Annotated in this window: 14 protein-coding genes and 1 pseudogene; 10 read left to right on the plus strand and 5 right to left on the minus strand. The window is 60.1% G+C overall.

The genetic code is table 11. The features are described 5' to 3' along the window. Positions 1-129: 129 nt before the first annotated feature. A pseudogene (locus tag HBR93_RS15395) lies at positions 130-474 on the plus strand (OprD family outer membrane porin); the annotation flags it as partial. Positions 475-1047: 573 nt separating this feature from the next. Further along, positions 1048-2559: a trypsin-like serine protease gene (locus tag HBR93_RS15400; RefSeq protein WP_169960621.1), complete on the plus strand. Its 1512-nt coding sequence runs from the start codon at positions 1048-1050 to the stop codon at positions 2557-2559. A 76-nt stretch (positions 2560-2635) separates the two neighbouring features. Here the strand turns inward: HBR93_RS15400 and HBR93_RS15405 are convergent, their stop codons facing one another. Further along, complete coding sequence (locus HBR93_RS15405) at positions 2636-3154, minus strand: GNAT family N-acetyltransferase (protein WP_169960622.1); 519 nt, start codon at positions 3152-3154, stop codon at positions 2636-2638. A gap of 311 nt (positions 3155-3465) precedes the next feature. Here HBR93_RS15405 and HBR93_RS15410 point away from each other — a divergent pair, with 311 nt between their 5' ends. The 6 genes from HBR93_RS15410 (at position 3466) to HBR93_RS15435 (ending at position 12629) form a co-directional block, all read left to right on the plus strand. Further along, entirely contained in the window at positions 3466-6039 is a 2574-nt protein-coding gene (locus HBR93_RS15410; protein ID WP_169960623.1) for a heavy metal translocating P-type ATPase, read from the plus strand. Positions 6040-6204: 165 nt separating this feature from the next. Further along, positions 6205-6705 carry a Cu(I)-responsive transcriptional regulator gene (cueR, locus tag HBR93_RS15415; RefSeq protein WP_169960624.1) on the plus strand — a complete coding sequence of 167 codons (501 nt, stop codon included), beginning with the start codon at positions 6205-6207 and terminating at the stop codon, positions 6703-6705. A 50-nt stretch (positions 6706-6755) separates the two neighbouring features. Further along, positions 6756-6971: a heavy-metal-associated domain-containing protein gene (locus HBR93_RS15420; RefSeq protein ID WP_169960625.1), complete on the plus strand. Its 216-nt coding sequence runs from the start codon at positions 6756-6758 to the stop codon at positions 6969-6971. A 361-nt stretch (positions 6972-7332) separates the two neighbouring features. Then, positions 7333-9051 (plus strand): hydrogenase maturation protein, encoded by a 1719-nt coding sequence (locus HBR93_RS15425; RefSeq protein WP_169960626.1) that lies wholly within the window; start codon positions 7333-7335, stop codon positions 9049-9051. Between the two features lie 102 nt (positions 9052-9153). Continuing rightward, positions 9154-11571, plus strand: a complete 2418-nt coding sequence (locus HBR93_RS15430) for a DUF3772 domain-containing protein (protein WP_057959279.1) — start codon at positions 9154-9156, stop codon at positions 11569-11571. A gap of 89 nt (positions 11572-11660) precedes the next feature. Then, on the plus strand, positions 11661-12629 hold the full coding sequence (locus HBR93_RS15435) for a DUF2931 family protein (protein ID WP_222932496.1): 969 nt from the start codon (positions 11661-11663) through the stop codon (positions 12627-12629). Positions 12630-12665: 36 nt separating this feature from the next. Here HBR93_RS15435 and HBR93_RS15440 read toward each other — a convergent pair whose 3' ends face one another. The 4 genes from HBR93_RS15440 to HBR93_RS15455 form a co-directional block, all read right to left on the minus strand. Beyond that, on the minus strand, positions 12666-13892 hold the full coding sequence (locus HBR93_RS15440) for an MFS transporter (protein ID WP_057444027.1): 1227 nt from the start codon (positions 13890-13892) through the stop codon (positions 12666-12668). A gap of 163 nt (positions 13893-14055) precedes the next feature. Next, positions 14056-15228 (minus strand): MFS transporter, encoded by a 1173-nt coding sequence (locus HBR93_RS15445; RefSeq protein WP_169960628.1) that lies wholly within the window; start codon positions 15226-15228, stop codon positions 14056-14058. Positions 15229-15337: 109 nt separating this feature from the next. Further along, positions 15338-16261: a LysR family transcriptional regulator gene (locus HBR93_RS15450; RefSeq protein WP_169960629.1), complete on the minus strand. Its 924-nt coding sequence runs from the start codon at positions 16259-16261 to the stop codon at positions 15338-15340. A gap of 87 nt (positions 16262-16348) precedes the next feature. Then, positions 16349-17284, minus strand: coding sequence for a LysR substrate-binding domain-containing protein (locus tag HBR93_RS15455; protein WP_262377308.1), 936 nt, complete (start codon positions 17282-17284; stop codon positions 16349-16351). Positions 17285-17388: 104 nt separating this feature from the next. On the opposite strand from HBR93_RS15455, the gene HBR93_RS15460 reads away from it, so the two are divergent. Next, positions 17389-18618 (plus strand): CaiB/BaiF CoA-transferase family protein, encoded by a 1230-nt coding sequence (locus HBR93_RS15460; RefSeq protein WP_169960630.1) that lies wholly within the window; start codon positions 17389-17391, stop codon positions 18616-18618. Continuing rightward, positions 18615-19409, plus strand: a complete 795-nt coding sequence (gene scpB, locus HBR93_RS15465; protein WP_120733369.1) for a methylmalonyl-CoA decarboxylase — start codon at positions 18615-18617, stop codon at positions 19407-19409. Before HBR93_RS15460 ends, scpB begins: the two co-directional genes overlap by 4 nt. The last annotated feature ends 83 nt before the right edge of the window (positions 19410-19492 follow it).

The following is a 19492-nucleotide window of genomic DNA, read 5'->3' on the forward strand; positions in this document are numbered from 1 at the left end:
TTCTTTTCGGTCACTTGATTGACCGCTTGGATTTTGAATTCTTCGGGATAACGTGGGTTGCTCATGGCACCTCCTGATTGGCCTCAGTTTAAGGCATGGAGGTGTCTACGAAACCCGGGGCGATTCAGTTCGAGTTTCTACTTGTTCACCAATCAAATGGCTGGGTCATTCGTCCGCGCAGGCGAGAAGACCAATTTCGGACAGTACCTGTATGACTTCGCAGCGAGTGGAGTACCAGGGTTAAAGGCCTCGTTGACCTATCTGCGTGGTCATCAGATCAAAGCAACTTCCGGGGTCGGGCACGACCTGAATGAGTGGGAACGCAACGTTCGCTTGGATTATGTAATCCAATCGGGCACCTTCAAAGGCTTGGGTGGAACGGTTCGCTACGCTCAGTATCATGGTTCCGGCACTGCATTGCAGGATCAGGATCAACTCCGGGTTTTCCTGAACTATTCGTACAGCTTTTTTTAGTGTGTATAGACCGTGAAACCAGAGAACCTGGCGGGTGTGACGGCGCCCGTAGGGGGACGCGGTGTCTAATTTGCTGGTTTGACCTTCAGCAACTTTCACATTGATACCTGCAGTCGCGTCCTTGCCAGGGGTAACTCATGACGCATGACCCGAAGGATTAACCCTGTCCCCGATATTGACGCTTCGGCGTCTTTTTTCGTTGCGCTGACATCCCTCGAAAGCCGCGAGTATCCGGACGTTTTTAGTCCAGAATCTAGTCCATGAAAATGGGGGGCTTCGAGATCGGATTGCTGCCGGAGCCCGGCGAGTCATTTGCTGAACATCTCGCCCTGAGCCCAACCTTCAGAAGGCTGGAAGCAGGGCGCTTTCAGATGCAGCCGTCCGGTAGGCCAAGACTACACCCTTGCAACATTGACGGCCGGTCTCTGGTGGTGACGGCTTCACGCGGGCGTTGTTGGCACGTGCATGAGTACTTCCTCGGTCGTTCATTGTAGCAACCCGATATGTCACATCAGTGAGAAGTGCTGAGTAAATTCAGCGCAAATCACTGTTGCAACACTTCGAGGCTCTATCATGCTGACCCGTTGTTTTATCCCCTTTCTATTTCTTTTGGTTTCTTGTACTGCCGGACAAACCCACGGCAGGGATCTGGCTGAAGGACTGACCGAACAGGACCCGTCTGTGGCGTTGCAGAACCACGACCTGCGCTATGGGCTGTGGTCCGGCATTGGACTTATGAAAAATGCAATCGGGCAAAGCTGCAATGCGGTTCTGCTGGATACTCGCGACCGGCAGAATAAAACCGTTGGCCCCGCCTATGTACTGACGAGTGGGCATTGTGTTTACTTCAGCTACGGCACGGCTTCTATCAACCAAACCGTAGAGGCGAGCATCACCTTCAACTATTTCCACGATACTCCCGCGCAACACCGGAAATTTCGCATTAAAACAGCGCATTGGAGCAGTATGGTCGGCACTGATCTGGCGGTTCTGGAGCTTGATGCGCCATTGGCTGCCCTCATTGCAGAGGGGGTCATGCCACTCAAGCTCGCGGCTCATCAGCACACTGGAGAGCGGGAGGTCATCAATGTCGGATCCCCGACCGGGTTTCGCCAAAAAGGCTTACGCATGAGTGCGTGCAAGGAAACGGCAACAAATAGCTTTGTCGAGCATCCCGGTGTATTTCCTGGCGCCATGAAAAACCGTTGCCAAGACCTTCAGTACGGAAGCTCCGGGAGCCCGATGCTCGATCGGGGTACCAACGAAATTACTGGCATTGTCAGCAAGGTCGCTGCTGTCATCAAAAAGGACATCCTCAGCAACTGTCTGAATACCTCCGCGTGTGAAGCGGCCAAGTTTAACTATAGCTATCCAGCGAACGACCTTCATCATTGTTTTGTCGATGGCCAGTTCTTGAATAACACGCGGGACTGCCAACTGAAATCCGTCGAACTCGTCCTTGAAGAGCCTTGGAAACTCAACCCCTACGTGCATTTGCAGCAGGGTGTGAACGGGCTCAGTATTTGGCCCACGTGGAACATCAGATTCTCGGTCAACGATCCCTACTATCGATTCAAGGCCGTGCGCGAGGTCAGGGAGTGTCGATCTCCCAGCGACTATCACAACGCCGTAGCGTCAACGGATGGTTACATCAACCAGGCGATCGGGCCGGCGCTGGGGGCCCATGTGTTGTGCATCATTGGGATACAAAACCGCAGCGAGCCCCTGACGCCAGCCTTGCTCCACAATGTTTTCACACACTCCGTATTTTTGACCGCCCCAACGCCGACACCGCAGATCAGCCTGAGCTACAACGTCAACTGGGACGACCAAACCACAGACTTCACCCATCACTACTTCTACGTGGATGCTTCAGAACGGGCTTTGTGCCAAGACATCGACGACGTCCGCTATGCATTGGCCAACGGCGGCAACCCTTACCAGGTGTCACAGCTCCCCATCACATTGTGCAGCTATGCCCGCAACCTTGCTGGTCAGCCGTCCGCCGTCCGTACGGATGTAATCGAAATATCAAGGTATCTCCCGTCCCAGCAAACGGTGAAGCCATCACCGTCACTACGCTAAGAGCTCATCGGTGACGATAAAAACGTCCCCGCTTGTTCACAAGGAGTGTCAGCGGGACGTTTACAGCGTAAACGCCTTAAGCCACTGGCCATGCCATGGCACACCGACTGCCCGGCGCGAATCCGTGCTGGTACTCCTCGCTCACTATGGCCGCTAGCCTCTGATTCAGGTCTGCGGTGGCTTTGATCTGGAATCCCAGGCGGGCATAAAAGGGGGCGTTCCATGGCACGCTCGTGAATGTCGTGAGCGTTACGAAACTCAGTCTGTTGGCGCGGGCATAGTCCTTTGCGGCCTCAACCAGACGCCGCCCCCAACCTTGTCCCTGCACCGCGTGCATCACGGATAACTCATAGATGTGTAAGTCATTGCCGTGGCGCGCAGCGCTGAGAAAACCTTGCGGCCGGTTTTCGGCGTCCAGGGCGACCCAGCAGGTCGAGAGCGCGATACGTTGGCGATGTTGCTCAACGGACATCGGGGGTGATTCAGCCAGCCAACTCAACCCATCAATCATGCGGAAGGCTTGAGCTGCGGAAATTTCGATGGCAGGCAGGCGTTGCGCATCTTCCGGTACAGCAACGCGAATAATCGCCGGCATGGGTCGCCCTTGGTGAGGTGAGACTGAACTGGAAAAACCAGCGTTCGAGGGGTGAAGATATCATGCACTCAGAGCCTCAGGCTCAGTGGTTTTGATGGCAGTCGAACTCATCAGAGGCCGGTCTAGAGCGGTTGCCGGTATCGCTCAAGGTCCGCGCGCAGGCTCTTACGATCTGCGTGCGGTAACGTCCTCCGCAGTCCAGCTGTCACACCAAACGCCAACCTGGCGAAACAGATGACGCAAAAGCCTTGACCTTTCCATCATGGGAAGCTTCAGGCTTGCTTCATCAGTAACATTCAAGGGGTATTGCAATGGCTACGGTTTCCCATCAGCAGGGGTCCAACCCATCCAGTTCGCGGGAGGTGCGCCTGAGTCTGCCGGTCGAGGGCATGACGTGCGCATCCTGCGTCGGTCGGGTCGAGCGCGCGCTGAAAGCGGTGCCTGGCGTGCACACGGCCGCCGTCAATCTTGCCACCGAGCATGCCAGCATCACCTTCACCGGGGCGCCCGATCCCCAGGCGGCGGTGCGTGCCATCGAGAGCGCAGGCTACAGCGTGCGTGAAGAGACGACTCATCTTGCGATAGAAGGCATGACCTGTGCGTCATGTGTGGGCCGGGTCGAAAAGGCCCTGGCTAAAATCCCCGGCGTGCTCGAAGCCACGGTTAACCTGGCCACCGAGCGTGCCCGGGTGCGCCACTTGGGCGGCGCAGTCTCCACGGCAGACCTTGAAGCAGCAGTGGAGCAGGCCGGCTACAAGGCCCGCCGCTTGTCCGCCGAGTCGCCGAGCGAGGGCGACCAGGACGCCGCGCGGCGCGACAGCGAAGCTCGGGAGTTGCAGCGCTCCATGTTGATTGCAGCGCTCCTCACATTGCCGGTCTTCATCCTTGAGATGGGTTCGCACCTTATCCCTGCCATGCACCATTGGGTGATGGGGGTCATGGGGCAGCAGACGAACTGGTATGTACAGTTCGCGCTGGCCACCCTCGTGTTGTTCGGCCCAGGGCTGCGGTTTTTCCGCAAAGGCGTACCGGCGTTGCTGCGAGGGGCGCCAGACATGAACTCGCTAGTCTCTGTGGGCACCGCGGCGGCTTACGGTTATTCGTTGGTCGCGACGTTTATTCCCGAGGTTCTGCCGCAGGGCACCGCCAACGTCTATTTCGAAGCCGCAGCGGTGATTGTGACCCTGATCCTGCTGGGCCGCACGTTGGAGGCGCGCGCCAAGGGGCGAACCTCACAGGCGATCAAGCGGCTGGTCGGTCTCCAGGCGAAGACCGCGCGCGTGGAGCGCAATGGCGAAATGTTGGAAGTTGCCCTTGATCAGGTGACGGCCGGCGACATTGTCTTCGTCCGTCCGGGGGAGAAGGTCCCGGTCGACGGCGAGGTGATTGAAGGCACCTCGTACGTTGACGAGAGCATGATCAGCGGCGAACCGGTACCTGTGTCCAAAAGCGTAGGCGCCGAAGTCGTTGGCGGCACGATCAACAAGACCGGTGCGTTCAGTTTCCGGGTGACCAAAGTGGGGGCCAACACCGTCCTCGCGCAGATTATTCGCCTGGTGGAAGAGGCGCAGGGCTCCAAGCTGCCGATCCAGGCACTGGTGGATAAGGTCACGATGTGGTTTGTCCCGGCGGTGATGGCGGCGGCCACGGTGACCTTCCTGGTCTGGCTGATTTTTGGCCCGACGCCGGCGCTGACGTTCGCGTTGGTCAACGCGGTAGCGGTGCTTATTATTGCCTGCCCCTGTGCCATGGGGCTGGCCACGCCGACCTCGATCATGGTCGGCACGGGCCGCGCAGCCGAGCTCGGGGTGCTTTTCCGCAAGGGCGAGGCATTGCAGGCGCTACGCGATGTGTCGATTATCGCCCTCGACAAGACTGGCACGCTGACCAAGGGCCGGCCTGAGTTGACCGACCTGGTTCCCGCCGAGGGCTTTGACTACGACGAAGTATTGGCACTTGTCGCGGCGGTGGAGACACGCTCCGAACATCCGATTGCCGAAGCGATTGTCAGCGCGGCAAAGAGCAAGGGCATCACGCTTGCACCGATTGAGGCCTTCGACGCCGTACCGGGCTTTGGCGTGACGGCGAAGGTCGCCGCGCGCACGGTCTCTGTGGGGGCTGACCGGTTCATGACGCAACTGGGCCTTGATGTGACGGGCTTCCAGTCGACTGCCCAGCGTCTCGGCGAGCAAGGCAAAAGCCCGCTCTATGCAGCGATTGATGGCCGCCTGGCGGCGGTGATCGCGGTTGCCGATCCCATCAAGGAGACCACGCCCGAAGCGATCAGGGCCCTGCACGCGCTGGGGCTCAGGGTGGCGATGATCACCGGTGACAATGCGGCCACGGCAGCGGCAATCGCCAGGCAACTGGGCATCGATGAGGTGGCGGCCGAGGTGTTGCCCGACGGTAAGGTCGCGGCGCTGAAGAGGTTTCGCAGCAAGGGGGCGCGAGTCGCCTTTGTGGGTGACGGGATCAACGACGCACCGGCACTCGCCGAAGCAGACGTCGGGCTTGCCATCGGCACCGGCACCGATGTGGCCATCGAAGCCGCTGACGTGGTGCTGATGTCGGGCGACTTGCGCGGCGTGCCGAACGCCATCGCCCTCAGCCAGGCGACGATCCGCAACATCAAGCAGAACCTGTTCTGGGCCTTCGCCTACAACGCGTTGTTGATACCGGTTGCGGCGGGCGTTCTGTACCCGCTGAACGGCACGCTGCTGTCGCCGATCTTCGCCGCGGCGGCGATGGCGCTCTCCAGTATCTTCGTGCTTGGCAACGCACTGCGGCTCAAGCGCTTCCGAGCACCGATGACAGTAGAGAGCAGCGCCGAGGCGCCAGTGGGTGGGGCGGCATTGGCCAAGCCCCGCCTAGCGAATGAGCACTGATATCAGGCTTGGGTTTGAACACGATTGAGGAGGCTGTAATGGCCAGTGAACCTCATCCGAGCGTGATTGTTTAAGGACACGGCCAAGCGTACTCATGCGCCGTGTGCAGGTGAGTTCCCGAATTTGCGGTGAGTAGTTGATAGGTTCCCTCAGGAGGAGAGAATGATGAATATCGGTCAAGCAGCCAAGTTCTCCGGCGTTTCGGCTAAGTCGATTCGGTACTACGAACAGATTGGTTTGGTACCCAAGGTCAGCCGGTCTGATGCCGGCTATCGAAACTACGGTTCACAGGATGTGCAAAACCTGCGTTTCATTCGCCGCGCGCGTGACCTTGGCTTTTCGGTCAGGCAGATCTCCGAGTTGCTGGTTTTGTGGGGCGACCCTGACCGCGGCTGTATCGACGTCAAGGCCATGGCCCTGTCCCATGTGGCCGGGTTGAAGGCAAAGATTGCTGACCTGCAGGCCATGGCGCAAACCCTTGAACAGCTGGCCGAGCAATGCCATGGCAACGATCGTCCGGATTGCCCGATCATTGCCGGTTTGGCACAGCGCACAGCCGCCGTGGCGATGGAACTGCGCCCCAGGGCTCCTCAGAATCCCCCCCGGTTTGGGGGGGATACGGCGGCCTCATCCCAGCATCGCGCCGCGATGCAGATGCATTTGTAAGCGCTGGCAAGGCTCACATTCACTCTTCAGAGCAACTTCAGGAGTTCCACATGCTGCGTTTTTTCATACCAAACATGACCTGTGGCGGCTGCGCCAGGTCCGTTACCCGGGTACTGCTGGGCGTAGACCCGCAGGCCCAGATCAAAACTGATCCGCCCACACGTGTGGTCGTGATTGACAGCACTCTGGATGCGCACACGCTGCTCACGGTGCTGAGTGACGCCGGGTATCCGGGTGAGCATCTGCCGCAAGGGATATCCAGCTGATCGTTGCCGGCGTAGCCCCGCAGGGCTGGCGCGAGATCAGATTTTTATCAATAAAAAGCCGGGAGATTGTCTCCCGGCTTTTGTATTTCCCACGTTTAGAAAGCCGTCACAAGGTGTCAGGAGGCTACGCCTGCAGCCCAAGCAACCAGTACATCAGCAAGATCAGGCGGGTAGCTGCTGAGCGGGTCAAGCTGGGTGCATTGGCTAACATGAACGCCACTCAAATCAAGCCGATGTGCTGACACAAGATTGACCTCGATCATCTGCCTCCCCCGATACTCCCTCTACTCTGGCACTTCCATATAAGGCCAAGGATGGCTCAAGGAGCCTGCGGCCATGCATTCTCAAGGAAGAGTCAGTCATGCAGTCATTGAAGATCATGTTGTTGTCATCGGCGTTCAACGGTTTGACCCAGCGGGCCTGGCTGGACTTACGCCAGTTGGGGCACGCGCCCAGTGTGGTGCTGTTCACCGATGAAGCCTCGGTATGTCGGCAGATCGAGGCATCGGCGGCGGACCTGGTGATTTGTCCGTTTCTCAAGGACCGCGTACCGCAACAACTCTGGAGCAATCCTGAGCGCCCGGTGGTGATCATTCATCCGGGCATCGTCGGCGACCGTGGCGCCAGCGCGCTGGACTGGGCCATCACCCAGCAAGTCAGGCGCTGGGGCGTCACGGCCTTGCAGGCGGTGGAGGAAATGGACGCCGGTCCGATCTGGTCGACCTGCGAGTTCGACATGCCCGCCGACGTGCGCAAATCCGAGTTGTACAACGGCCTGGTGAGTGACGCGGTGATCTCTTGCATCCGCGATGTGGTGGAGAAATTCGCCAGGGGGTTCGTGCCCACGCCCCTCGATTACACGCAGCCCGACGTCGCTGGGCGTTTGCAGCCGAATATGAAGCAGGCTGACCGCACCTTCAGTTGGTACGATTGCGCACGGTTTATCAAGCGCAGTATCGACGCCGCTGACGGCCAGCCCGGGGTGTTGGCCAGCCTCGCCGGCGGGCAGTATTACCTGTATGACGCGCACCTGGATGCGCGCCGCGGCACGCCGGGCGAGATCCTTGCGGTACAGGACGACGCGGTATTGGTTGCTGCCGGCGATCACAGCCTGTGGCTCGGCTCGCTCAAGCGCAAGGCCTTGCCCGGCGAGGAAACCTTCAAGTTACCGGCCCGCCATGTGTTAGCCGGGCAACTGGCTGATGTGCCGGTGCTGGACGGCTCGCTCGCCAACCAAGGCTTCGACGAGATGGCGTATCAGCCGATTCGTTACCGAGAAACCGGTCATGTGGGCGAGCTGACCTTCGAGTTCTACAACGGTGCCATGAGCACTGAACAGTGCCAGCGGCTGGTCGCAGCGTTGCGCTGGGCCAAGGCTCGGGACACCCAGGTGCTGCTGGTCAGGGGAGGGCGCGGGAGCTTTTCCAATGGTGTGCACCTCAACGTGATTCAGGCGGCCGAAGTGCCAGGGTTGGAAGCCTGGGCCAATATCCAGGCCATCGACGATGTCTGCCGCGAGCTGCTGACGGCCCGGCAACTGGTGGTCAGTGGCCTGACGGGCAGCGCCGGAGCCGGCGGTGTGATGCTGGCGCTGGCGGCCGACATCGTCTTCGCCCGGGCGGGTGTGGTCCTTAATCCGCATTACAAGACCATGGGTTTGTATGGCTCCGAATACTGGACCTACAGCCTGCCTCGGGCGGTCGGCAGTGAAGTCGCCCACAAGCTTGTCGAAGAATGCCTGCCGATCAGCGCCCTCCAGGCCCGGCACTGGGGAATGGTCCAGGACATCGGCCCACGCTGCCCACGGGCATTTGGCTTATGGCTGCTGCAACAGGCCAGTGACGCGTTGACCGATGAAAGATACGCCCTGCATCGTGCGCGCAAATCGAACATGAACCTTGCGCAGATTGAGCGCTGCCGCGAAAACGAGCTGGCACAGATGCGGTTGGATATGGTGGAAAACCGCCAGCAGTTTGCCGAGAAGTGCCGCAACTTCGTGTTCAAGCGCAAAACCTGCCAGACCCCGCAGCGCTTGCAGGCGCCGTGGGCATTGGCGCCCAGGGCCACACTGGTTGACTGAGAGGAAAACGCCGCATCTACTCTTTTACCGCCAGGGCGGAATTTCCTTTCTGCCGTGGCGGTCCATAATGCCAATGGAAAAAAGACAGAAAAGGGTGAATTGATGCGGCGAATTTATAGGGGCGTCATCTGCCAGGCCTTGCTGGCCATGGTTATGGCTATCAGCCTGCCGGGATGGGCAGATGCGGCCGCCACGCCGGCGCCAGTAGAGGTCGTCGACAGCCTGGTGCTGTTGCCCGAAGACGCCAACCTCAAGCAGCTTGGCCAGCAGCTTGAGCTGATTCGCCAGAGTGTCCCCATCAGTACCAGTGACGAAAAGCTGGCGGAATTTCGACAGGGCGCACTGCAGGTGCAACAACTGGCCGGGGCATTGCTCACGGTGCGCGCCACCGAGATGGAGCGCATTGACGATCAACTCAAGGTATTGGGCGCGGCCCAGCCGGGAGAGGCGCAGAGCCTCACCGAGCAGCGGGATGCCCTGACCCGAAAAAAGAACAGCCTGCTTGAGGATGAGCAGCACGCCAAGCAACTGAGCCAGACGAGCCGCGAACTCGCCGCGCAGATCGTCAACCTGCGGCGCAATCTGTTCAATTCCCAGGTCACCTCCCGTACCGATTCGCCCTTCAGTCCCACATTCTGGTCGACCCTGATCCGCCCCACCGCTGAAGACCTGCAGCGCCTGGACAACCTCAAGGCCGAAGGCATCGTTGCCCTCAAGAGTGCCATCAGCCCGGAGCACCGCTGGGCGTTCTTCAGCACGCTGTTGGTGGCGGTACTGATCTGGAGTTTCGGCCGGCGACTGCTCGAGCATCTGCTTACCTGGGCGATGATCCGTTGGCTGCCGGAGGGGCGCCTGCGGCGCAGCACGTTGGCGGTGGCGGTAGGCTTATCGTCGATCCTGACGATCATGGGGGCCGTCTCGCTGATGCGCTGGGGCCTGGAAAGCAATGCGGTCCTGAGTGAAAACCTGGGCCGGCTGTCCGATCACTTGGTCACCCTGGCTACATTCTGTGCATTTATTGCCGGCCTTGGACGCGCCTTGCTGATGCTGCCACGCCCGTCCTGGCGGTTGCCGGCCATTGCCGATGAAATCGCCAGTGCCCTGGGGCCTTTCCCGGCGATTCTGGCGGTGGCGCTGATGCTGGTGGCGACCGAGGAGCGGATCAACAATGTCACGGGGGCCAGCCTGGCGCTGACCGTAGCGCTCAATGGCCTGACCGCCCTGACCACCGCGCTGATCTTCATCGCCGCGTTGCTGCGCGTGCGCCACGTGCGCAAAAAACTTGAGTTGCAGCGCCCGGGTGGGCTCGCCGGCATGTTGCCCTTTGTCGCATCGATGTGGGTGGCGGTGATTGTCCTCGCGTTGTTCACCGGGTATCTGTCCCTGGCCTACTTCCTTACCGTCAAACTGTTGTGGGTCAGCGTCGTGGCGGCCACGGCCTACCTGTTGATCGCCTTTTTTGGTGACGTCTGTGAAACCCTGCTTTCGCCCAGGCAGCCCAGCGGCCTGGCACTGGCCAACGCCCTGGGGCTGTCGCCACGGCACCAGGCCCAGGCGTGCACGGTGCTGGCGGGCGTCGGCCGTACCTTGCTGTTGCTCACCGCCGTGATGGCGGCCTTCCTTCCAGCGGGCTCCAGCCCCAGTGAGTTGCTCCAGGGCTTCAGCCAACTGGGCGAATCCAGCAAGACCCTGGGTAACCTGCAGATCGTTCCCCAGGACATCCTCATTGCGCTGCTGATGTTTGTCGTCGGCTTGTTCGCCGTGCGCACCTTGAAGCGCTGGCTGAGTGAGCGGTTGCTGCCGGAAACCAACATGGATGCCGGCATGCGCGCGTCCCTGGTGACCCTGGTGGGTTACCTCGGTTTTGTGTTGTTGAGTCTGCTGGTGATGTCCACCCTGCGGATCAACCTGACCAGCCTGACCTGGGTGGTCAGTGCTTTGTCGGTGGGCATCGGCTTCGGTTTGCAGGCGATTGTGCAGAACTTCATCTCCGGGCTGATCCTGCTCACCGAACGGCCGGTGAAGGTCGGCGATTGGGTCAGCCTGGGGGGCGTGGAGGGCGATATTCGCCGGATCAACGTCAGGGCGACCGAGATCCAGATGTCCGACCGCTCGACGGTGATTGTGCCGAACTCGCAGTTCATCTCGCAAAACGTGCGCAACGTCACCATGGGCAACGCGCTCGGCGTGGTGAGCATCACCCTTACCTTGCCGCTGGATACCGATGTACTGAAGGTTCGCGAACTGCTGATGCAGTCGTTTACCGAGCACGAGGCGATTCTCGACACTCCCGCACCTTCGGTCACGTTCAAGGACCTGGCCAGGGATGGCTTGATCATTGGGGTCAGCGGCTACGTCAACAGCCCACGCTCGGTGTCCGGCACCCGCAGCGACTTGCTGTTCATCCTGCTTGCGCGCCTGCAGGACATGGGGATTACATTGTCTTCGCCCCAGAGCATGGTGCTGATTCCCGGAGAGGCAGGTGCAGTGGCTGGTGATGTTCCTGTGAGGCAATCATGAGGTGGCAGTGCGTGACACTAAAAAGCCCGATAACCGTGATCGCTGCGGTCTTGTTCTGTTTTTCCATGGCGGCGTGCAAGAGTAAAGACATGCCTGAAACCTATAGCTGGACGGGAACTGTCTCTGCACCACAGGAATACCCCATGGAGGTTTACCGTGGCGCCCTGGTCGCTGAGGGCTTTACCTACGGTTTTGATGCGATCTGGGGCACACAGAACACCGGTTGGGGGAGTCCGGGCGGAACCATGACCACGGCGCTGGAAAAAAAGGCAGTGCCCTATCAACTGGAATTCACGTGGTACTCGCTGGTGGAGAGAACGTTCTATAGCGGCCAATGGAACTTGGACCCACTGAAAATAAAGAGCCTCCTGGATGAGGGCTTTGTTGATCAAGACACCCATAAAAAAGACACCTACAGCACGTTTATCGTGGGGTTGGCGCCACAGGGCAGGGTGGTGCTCTGGATGAGCGGGGCGGGAAACCAGAAGGAAGTGGGAGTCTTTCAAGCGCAGGCCACAACGCTTACCAAGGAGAGCGCCTACAGCAATGCCCAGTACATGTTCAAAGACGGCTATGCAGACCGCATGCTCAATGATCCATCCTATAAGACCTTCAGTGCCGATATCCGGCAAAAAATAGCCACGCAGGGCTATCCCCCGGCAAACATCTACGACACCTACCGGGAGAAATACAGCTGGAAGCCTGTCGTTGTGCTGCAGCAAGGCGAATGGCTAGATTTCGGATTCAGCGCCTACAACGGCGAGCAGGAGAATCTTTTCGGAAAGGCCCTACTCGACAATCACTATGTAAAACGTGCCATTCCAACGTTCTGCGGGTTCTATTGGCGCAATGGCAACAGCCGGTATGGCGTCTGGATTGACGCATTCGATGAAAAAGAAATCTTCGATGTTTTCCAGAAACTGGGCAAACAAAAAGACATAGACCTGCTGGTGAAGGTTGACGCGCAAAACACCCGGGTTTCCCTGGCATTAAGGGCGGGCGCGCAAGAGTTTCCCATCGGCAAAGCCAAAGTCAGGCTGTCCCGTAAAATCGAGTAGGCTCCCCCGCCTGAGGGGAGAGCCAGGTTTCACTGCTCAGCAGGGCTGGGCCGCAAGGCTGTTGCTGACATTGCGTCCCAGCACCAGCACGGTCACAAAACCCAAGCCCACCAGCACCGTGGCGAGGCTCAGGAGCACCGAGCTGCCCAACTGGTCGACGATCCGCCCACCAAAGAATGAACCCAGGGCAATAATCACCTGGAACAGGGCGACGAAGAGCGGCATGCCGCGTTCGACATCCTTGGGCGCCACGACAAACATCCAGATACTGGCACAGGCCGGGAAGGCGCCGAAGGCAAAACCCCAGAGCCCAATCAACATGGCCGCGCCGGTCATGCCGGTGGCGAAGTGGGGGAACAGGGCGGTGCTGGTGCCTATCATCAGCGCCACCAGCAACAGGGTGTGACGTACGCTGCGGTTGGCGGCAAAGCCGGCAAAAATATTACCCGCGACCCCAGCCACGCCGAAGAGCAACAGCAACGAGCCAATCGTCGGGCCGTCGAAGCCGGCACTGTGCTTGAAGAACGGCGCCACATAGGTGTACGCGGCAAAGTGCGCCAGGCCGATCAGCAATACTGCGATCAATCCGACCCGCGCTTGGGGGTTGATAAACAAGGCGGGCAGGTCGCGGATGTGGATGGCTTTCTCCGGGTTGAGTCGTGGCAGCAGAAATATCTGCGCCAGGAGGACCGGGACGCCCATCAGCGCGGTGACCAGGAAGGTCATGCGCCAGCCCATCAGGCCGCTAAGCCAGGTGCCTACGGGCACGCCCAGCACGGTGGCGAGGGTCACGCCGACCATGATGATCGAAGTCGCCTGGGCGACGCCCACACCCTTGGGCGCCAGCCGGCCGCTGAGAGCGATGGCGGTCGCCCAGAAGCCGCCGATGCTGATGCCCAGCAGTACGCGGCCCAACAGCAGCAGGCCAAAGTCGCTGGCAAAAGCCACCACCGAGTTGGCGATGATCATGATCAGCGTCAGGCCGATCAATAAATAGCGACGGTCCATGGTGCCAATGCTGACCGACAGCAAAGGCGCGGCGAGGGCGGCCATGATGCCGGGCAGGGTCACCATCAGCCCGGCGTGACCGGCAGTGATACCCAAGTCACTGGCAACATCATTGAGCACACCCACCGGCAGAAACTCGCTGGTTACCAGGGCGAAGGCACCTACAGCCACGGAGAGAATCGCCAGCCACTGCTGTTTGACACTCTGTTGATTATGTTCGGGAAGGCTGCGAGGGGCCTGGTGGGCACTTGGCATGGTGTTGAAATCCGGGGGGAATGCAGCCTGAAGCCAGGCCGGGGGAGAATGTGGAGGCGATTATAGGAACCAGCATTGGCAATTAAACAGGCCGGTCGGTTTGATAGTCATCATCAATGCAATCAATGCAGCGCCTACAAGACCGTTGAGTGGCAGGGACTGTTCAATCGTCCACGGCTGCTTTGGGCTTCATCTGCAGCCCAAGCACGCCCATGGCTACTAATGCCGCGCCGGCACCCGCAATGGGTATATAGGCCAGCCCGAACTGGCTGATCACCCAGCCTGCCCCGATGCCACCCAGCGCAGTGCCGAGGTTGAACGCGGCAATATTGAGCCCTGAAGCCACTGCACTGGATTGGGGAATATGCTGGTGTGCCAGGCGCAGCAAGCGCAGGGTCGACAGGGTCACAATGGCAAAGAACACCACCCCCAACAGCCCCACCAGCATCAAGGTGGCGATGATCGAGTCGCCCCACACATACAAACCCAAGAGGTTGAACATCAATGCGCTCAACCCGCCGAGCAGGCATCGGTCGGCGTCGAATGCATCCGCGAGGTAACCGCCCAGCACGTTGCCAAGGATGGAGCAGACACCGAACACCAGCATCGCAAAACTCAGCACTTGTGGTTGAACGCGGGTGATCTCCAGCAGGAACGGCGACACAAAGGTAAAAAATGAGAAAGTCGCCACGCTCACCAGCATTGCGATGCTGGCAGCCATCAACAGTTCGCGCTGCAGCAGGGCGGCGAGGCTTTGTTTCAGGCCGTGGTCTTTGTGCAGTGCGTCGGCGGGTGGTTGGCGCATCAGCAGTATCAGGCCCAGGGCGCTGATCAAGCCCAGGCCGCCAATCGCCAGAAATACCATGCGCCATGACCAGTAGCTGCCGAAAAAGGTACCGATCGGCACGCCAAAGGCGATCGACAGGGTCAGGCCAATCCACACCAGTGATAGCGCACGCCCGGCCCGTAGCGGGTCAACCAGCTTGACTGCGGCGTTGGAGGCCACGGCCATGAATACACCGTGCGCCAGGCCAATAACGAAGCGTACGCCATGTAGGGTCACGATATCTGCTGCCAGGCTGATGACTACGCTGCCGGTGGCCAGCACGGCGAGGGTCAGGAGCAATACGGTTTTGTCGCGCCAAGTGGCCAGCATGGCGGTGATGACCGGGGCGCCGATGGCCGCACCCAGGGCGTAGGCTGCAATGGCCGAGCCCACTTGCGAGATGGACTCGCTCAGGTCGATGGAGATTGCCGATACCAGGCCGGCGACGACGAATTCGGACAAGCCGAATGTGAAGGTACACAGTGAAAAAATGTAGATGACGGCAGGCATAAGAACTCAGTGACGGGAGGAGGGCGAGCGAGGCTTTAGGTGATGATGGGGCGCTGCTCGCCCGCTGGGAAATACTATAAAAGTCTCTGCCTGATACCTTTGACGACGACTAACCCCAGGTCGATGGCACCGAGGCCGGATTGAAATCGAGCATGGCGATAAAACTGTCCAGCAACGGTGATGGGTTGTCGGTGTTCCAACTCATATACAGGCCGATTGTCGGGTTGGGGGTCGCGCTCACGGGGCCGATCCGCCGAAACACGACCTTGTCGCGCATGATTGAGTGGGCAATCGATTCAGGCACCAACGCGACCCCGAAGCCACAGGCCACCAGGCCGATCAAGGTATGGATCTGCGCGGCCTCCTGTACCACCCTGGGGTAAAAGCCGGCGGCTTCACACAGGGCGATAAGTTGGCTGTGATAGCCAGTGCCCAGGGCTTGGGGGGTGAACACGAAGTCTTCGCCAGCAAAGTGCCGCAAATCGATCTGGCCAGCACCCGCCTTGGGGTGATGGGCGGGCAGCGCCATCACGATCTCTTCATCCAACAATAGGCGCGACTCGACGTTTTGCGCCGAAATCGGCAATTTGCGCATGAAGGCAATGTCCGCTTCTCCCGCCACAATCGCCTTGGCCTGGCTGGAGGATGGCATCTCCTTGATGATCAATTGCACCTTGGGGAAGTGTTCGCGGAACCGGCGCAGGCTATTGAGCAGCGACTCGTAGTAGGTGATCGACACGGCGGTCACTGTCAGCTTGCCCGCGATCCCTTCGGACACTTGGCGAGCGTGTTCGATGCCCAACTCCAGTTCCTTGAGGGTGCTATAGGCGGCGTGCAGGAACGCGTCACCGGCCGGGGTCAGTTTTACCCCGCGTTTGCTGCGGTTGAACAGACTGAACCCCAGCTTGCCCTCCAGGCGGTTGATGGCCTGGCTCAGCGGCGGTTGGGCCATGTGCAGGCGGATCGCCGCCTTATGAAAGTGCAGCTCTTCAGCCACGGCAATGAACTGGCGCAGCAGGCGGGTTTCGATCATGTCTTCTGTTCCTTCATTTGAACCGATCAGTGGGCCAGGCGCGGCAATGGTACCGTTTATTGGCCCGCGTCGAGCCCCAGCCTCTTGTCACTGCCCGTCCGCCCACCCCGGCTGGCGCCCGAACGCCTCGAACAGCTCAATGATGGTTGCCTTGACCTTCTGCACGGCATTGCTCTCGACCACCGTGTCATGCCAGCACAGTGAAAGATCGCGCTTGAACAGTCGATGATCGATCCTGGCCAGCTTGAGCCGCTGTTGCACCAACTCGGCGTGGGCCGCTGCCCACGGCAGGATCGTGACACCCAACTGCGCCTTGACGGCTGAGAACAACAGGTCGGTGGAGTTGGCTTCAAACTCAACCTCGCATTTGAGGCCGGCCTCCTGCAGGGCAAACTCGACCCGGCTGCGGATGGTATTCGGCGCACACGGCAGCACCAGCGGCATTTTTGCCAATGCCTCAATCGACACCGGGTCTTCGGCCAATTCAAATTCCGGCCAGGCCACCAAATACAGTGTTTCAGTTAACAGCCGCTGGAACGCCATGCCTCGGGTTTCGACCACATCAACGTTCACCGCCAGTGCCACCCGCCCCACGGTGATCAGGCGCCCCAGTTCGGCGCTGGGGGCGTCAATCAACTCCAGCTTGATGCCGGGATATCGCTGGCCAATCGCGCGCGCCAAGGGAATGGCCAGCATGCGTGCGGTACTCGAGGGCATGCCGACCGAGACTTTGCCCTGGGGGAAGTCGGCGTCCTGGCGCAGCATTTCCCGGGTGCCATCGGCTTGGCGCAGCAGCTCGATGGCGTGCCGGTAAAGGGTCTGCCCGGCCGCCGTGGCGACTACGCCGTGCACGCTGCGTTCGAGCAACGGCATGCCCATATCCAGTTCCAGATTGCGCATCTGCTGACTGATTGCGGGCTGCGCAATATGCAGCGCTTCACTGGCGCGGGTAATGTTGCCGCACTCGATGACTTTGACGAAGTAGCGCAATTGGCGCAGGTCCATGGGTACCTCTTGAGCCATATGATTTTCCGATGAGATCAGAGGAATATCATATTTTTGGTTTATGAGATACGGCGCCTAGACTCGGACCACAACCCACTAAGCGTTCTTCACTGGAGAACCCTATGCAAGCTTTGCAAGGCGTGAAAATCGTCGACCTGAGTCGCGCACTGTCGGGGCCGTTCTGCACCATGGTGCTGGCAGATCTGGGCGCCGATGTGATCAAGATCGAGTCCGGCCCCGATGGCGACATGAGCCGTACCTGGGGGCCCTTTGACCGGGGCGTGAGCACCTACTATCTATCGTGCAACCGCAACAAGCGCGGCATGTGCATTGACCTGCGCAACCCCAAGGGGCTGGCCACCCTCCAGCAACTGATTGATGACGCCGATGTGGTCATCGAGAACTTCAAGCCCGGCACGCTGCACAGCATGGGCCTCGGTTATGAGGTGCTCAGCGCCCGCAATCCGCGACTGGTGCTGGGCAGCATCAACGCCTTTGGCGCCGATGGGCCGATGAGCAGTTGGCCGGGCTTCGACCAGATCGCCCAGGGCTACTCGGGGCTGATGAGCCTGACTGGTTTCGGCGATGGCGACCCGACGCGCACCGGCACTGCTATTGGCGACCTGACTTCGGGCATGTGGCTGGTGACAGCCGTGCTGGGCGCGCTGCTGGAGCGCGAGCGCAGCGGGCGTGGCCAGCATGTCAGCACCTCGTTGCTGGCCAGCCTGGTCGGCTTGTTGAGTGTGCATGGCCAACGTTACCTCAGCCTCGGGGATGTGCCGCGCCGCACCGGCAACGCCCATTCGGTGATTGCGCCTTATGGCGTGTTCCAGACCCTGGATGGCCCGCTCAATCTGGCGCCGATTACCTCGGCCATGTGGGGGCGCCTGTGCATACTGCTGGATTTGCCCGGGCTACCGGACGATCCGCGGTTCGCCACCAATGAAGCGCGGGTCGAACGTCGTGATGAATTACGCGATATTCTCGAAGACCGCTTGAAAACCCGCAGCAAACGCGAATGGACCGCTCTGTTTGTCGACGCAGGATTACCCGCAGGCCCGATCAATACCCTCGATGAGGTGTTCGCCGACCCACAGGTGCTGCACAGCCAACTGACTGAAACACTTACCCATCCGACCCTCGGCGCCCTGCGCCAGGTGGTGACCCCGGTGTTTGGCAGCACTGCCAGCGGTGCCAGCCGCCCACCGCCACTGCTGGGCGAACACACTGTCGAAATCCTGCGTGAAGCCGGCTTCGACAGCGCCTCGATCAACGCACTGCTCGACGCAAAGGTCGTGTTCCAGGACTCCGCCGACAGCCCCTGCACCCAATCAACAGGAACCGCACAATGAATCCCGCTGCTACTGCCACCGTGACCGTCCACCCAGTCGATGAGCGCATCGCGCGACTGGTCTTCAGCAACCCCGCACAACGCAATGCACTCAGCGCACAACTGTTGCAGTCACTCGATGAGAGCCTGCAGACCCTGGCGGCGCAACGCATCCCGGTGGTGATCCTGGGCAGCGAAGTCGGCCAGTCGGTGTGGAGTGCCGGCCACGACATTCGTGAGTTGCAACACGACCGCGACCCGATTGCCTACGGCAAGCCGCTGGAGCGGGTCATACGTCGCATCCGTGCTTATCCCGGAGTGGTGATCGCCCTGGTGTCCGGCTCGGTGTGGGGTGGTGCGGTGGACCTGGTGATGAGCTGCGACCTGGTCGTCGCGGACCCCAGCGCCAGCTTTGCCATGACCCCGGTGAATATTGGCTTGCCGTACACCACCAGCGGCTTGCTGCGCTTTTTCAACAACTTGCCGATTCATGTGTTGAAGGAAATGTTCTTCACGGCGCAGAAGCTTGATGCGCAGCGTGCGGAACGCTTTGGCCTGGTCAACCGCCTGGTCGACAGCGATGTATTGGAAGCGACTGCGCTGGAGCTGGCGCAAGGTATTGCCAGCAAGGCGCCCCTGGCGGTTGCGGCGGTCAAGGAACAACTGCGCATCCTCGAAGACCTGCAGCCGATGCCGGTGCAGGCCATGGAACAGATCGCCGAATTGCGCCGACAAGCCTGTGAAAGCGCCGACTTTGGCGAAGGCCTGGCAGCCTTTGCCGAGCGCCGGCCGGCGGTGTTCAGCGGTCGCTAGAACACGCGTGCGGTAGCGCCACATCCCGAAAAAATAATAACAAGGGCGGTACCTGCGGGGCCGTCCGACTGCGGGGAGTCAGA

It is taken from the genome of Pseudomonas sp. WS 5411, assembly GCF_012985595.1.
In the GTDB taxonomy this organism is placed as follows: domain Bacteria; phylum Pseudomonadota; class Gammaproteobacteria; order Pseudomonadales; family Pseudomonadaceae; genus Aquipseudomonas; species Aquipseudomonas shahriarae.

What these genes read in the sequence shown, in the direction of transcription:
- HBR93_RS15455 (WP_262377308.1), bottom strand. Translation starts at nt 17,284, where the DNA reads ATGGCTCAAGAGGTACCCATGGACCTGCGCCAATTGCGCTACTTCGTC.
- scpB (WP_120733369.1), top strand. Translation starts at nt 18,615, where the DNA reads ATGAATCCCGCTGCTACTGCCACCGTGACCGTCCACCCAGTCGATGAG.
- HBR93_RS15430 (WP_057959279.1), top strand. Translation starts at nt 9,154, where the DNA reads ATGCGGCGAATTTATAGGGGCGTCATCTGCCAGGCCTTGCTGGCCATG.
- HBR93_RS15435 (WP_222932496.1), top strand. Translation starts at nt 11,661, where the DNA reads ATGCCTGAAACCTATAGCTGGACGGGAACTGTCTCTGCACCACAGGAA.
- HBR93_RS15450 (WP_169960629.1), bottom strand. Translation starts at nt 16,261, where the DNA reads ATGATCGAAACCCGCCTGCTGCGCCAGTTCATTGCCGTGGCTGAAGAG.
- HBR93_RS15405 (WP_169960622.1), bottom strand. Translation starts at nt 3,154, where the DNA reads ATGCCGGCGATTATTCGCGTTGCTGTACCGGAAGATGCGCAACGCCTG.
- HBR93_RS15445 (WP_169960628.1), bottom strand. Translation starts at nt 15,228, where the DNA reads ATGCCTGCCGTCATCTACATTTTTTCACTGTGTACCTTCACATTCGGC.
- HBR93_RS15425 (WP_169960626.1), top strand. Translation starts at nt 7,333, where the DNA reads ATGCAGTCATTGAAGATCATGTTGTTGTCATCGGCGTTCAACGGTTTG.
- HBR93_RS15460 (WP_169960630.1), top strand. Translation starts at nt 17,389, where the DNA reads ATGCAAGCTTTGCAAGGCGTGAAAATCGTCGACCTGAGTCGCGCACTG.
- HBR93_RS15420 (WP_169960625.1), top strand. Translation starts at nt 6,756, where the DNA reads ATGCTGCGTTTTTTCATACCAAACATGACCTGTGGCGGCTGCGCCAGG.
- HBR93_RS15440 (WP_057444027.1), bottom strand. Translation starts at nt 13,892, where the DNA reads ATGCCAAGTGCCCACCAGGCCCCTCGCAGCCTTCCCGAACATAATCAA.
- cueR (WP_169960624.1), top strand. Translation starts at nt 6,205, where the DNA reads ATGAATATCGGTCAAGCAGCCAAGTTCTCCGGCGTTTCGGCTAAGTCG.
- HBR93_RS15400 (WP_169960621.1), top strand. Translation starts at nt 1,048, where the DNA reads ATGCTGACCCGTTGTTTTATCCCCTTTCTATTTCTTTTGGTTTCTTGT.
- HBR93_RS15410 (WP_169960623.1), top strand. Translation starts at nt 3,466, where the DNA reads ATGGCTACGGTTTCCCATCAGCAGGGGTCCAACCCATCCAGTTCGCGG.